The following is a 1,600-nucleotide window of genomic DNA, read 5'->3' as shown; positions in this document are numbered from 1 at the left end:
CAGCCTTAAGGAGCGCATTGATGTCAGAGATCGTCCGCGAGTCGATGGAATATGATGTAGTGATCGTTGGCGGGGGTCCTGCGGGTCTTTCGGCGGCGATCCGTCTCAAGCAGATCGACCCGGATCTGAACGTCGTTGTGCTGGAGAAGGGGTCCGAGGTTGGGGCGCATATCCTGTCGGGTGCGGTTCTGGATACCTCGGGTCTGGATGCGCTGATCCCGGACTGGAAGGCGAAAGGCGCGCCGATCAAGACTGCGGTGAAGACGGATAACTTCTATATCCTCGGGCCGGCGGGCCAGATGCGGATCCCGAACTGGCCGATGCCGCCCTTGATGTCGAACCACGGCAAATACATCGTTTCGATGGCGAATGTCTGCCGCTGGATGGCCGAGCAGGCCGAGGAACTGGGCGTCGAGATCTTCCCGGGCATGGCCGCGAGCGAGATCGTCTGGGATGGCGACCGGGTTGCCGGTGTTGTTGCGGGCGAGTTTGGCAAGAACGCCGATGGCTCGATCGGCGACGGCTACGAGCCGGGGATGGAGTTGCGCGGCAAATACGTCTTCCTGTCGGAAGGCGTGCGCGGCAGCCTTGCCAAGGTGGTGATGGAGCGGTTCGATCTGTCGAAAGGCAAATGCCCGCAGAAGTTCGGCCTTGGCATGAAAGAGATCTGGGAGATCGACCCCGCCAAGCACCGCGAGGGCACGGTGACCCACACGATGGGCTGGCCCTTGGGCTCGAACGCGGGCGGCGGCTCGTTCATCTACCATCTCGAGAACAACCAGGTCTACGTGGGCTTCGTGGTGCACCTGAACTACGAGAACCCGCACCTGTTCCCCTATATGGAGTTCCAGCGTTTCAAGCATCACCCGCTGGTGGCGGAGCTGCTTGAGGGCGGTAAGCGCGTGGCCTACGGCGCGCGCGCGATCTCCGAGGGCGGCTGGCAGTCGATCCCGAAGCTGACGGCGCCGGGGGCGGTCTTGCTGGGTTGCTCGGCGGGCCTGGTGAACGTGCCGCGCATCAAGGGCAACCACAACGCGATGCTCTCGGGCATCGCGGCGGCCGAGGCGGCGGCCAAGGCGATTGCCGCGGGGCGCGAGGGCGACGAACTGGTGGATTACGAGGCCGATCTGCGCTCGGGCCCGATCGCGGCGGATCTCAAGAAGGTGCGCAACGTCAAGCCGATGTGGTCGCATTGGGGGATGCTGCCGAGCCTCGTGTTCGGCGGGCTCGATATGTGGACGAACAACCTCTTCGGGTTTTCGCTCTTCGGCACGCTCAAGCATGGCAAGAACGATGCCGCGCATACCGGCGAGGCGTCGAAATACCCGAAGATCGAATATCCGCGCCCGGACGGGAAGCTGTCGTTTGATCGTTTGACGAACGTGAGTTTTTCCTTCACCAATCATGAGGAAAGCCAGCCCTGCCACCTGCAGCTGAAGGATCCGACAGTGCCGATCGCAGTGAACCTGGCCAAATATGACGAGCCCGCGCAGCGCTACTGCCCGGCCGGGGTCTATGAGGTGCTCGAAGGTGAGGATGGCCCACGCTTCCAGATCAACTTCCAGAACTGCGTGCACTGCAAGACCTGCGACATCAAGGA

1 protein-coding gene is annotated in these 1,600 nt (G+C 62.6%); it reads left to right on the top strand.

The window, feature by feature from the left end; translation table 11 throughout:
* Positions 1–20 precede the first annotated feature (20 nt).
* Positions 21–1,600, top strand: a 1,580-nt coding sequence (locus N3C64_RS15225) for an electron transfer flavoprotein-ubiquinone oxidoreductase (protein ID WP_260015102.1), incomplete at its 3' end; no start/stop codon positions are given.

The sequence above is a fragment of the Sedimentimonas flavescens genome (assembly GCF_025154035.1).
In the GTDB taxonomy this organism is placed as follows: domain Bacteria; phylum Pseudomonadota; class Alphaproteobacteria; order Rhodobacterales; family Rhodobacteraceae; genus Rhodobacter; species Rhodobacter flavescens.
Note: the sequence above shows the minus strand (reverse complement) of the source record. Positions and strands in the feature narration are given on the sequence as shown.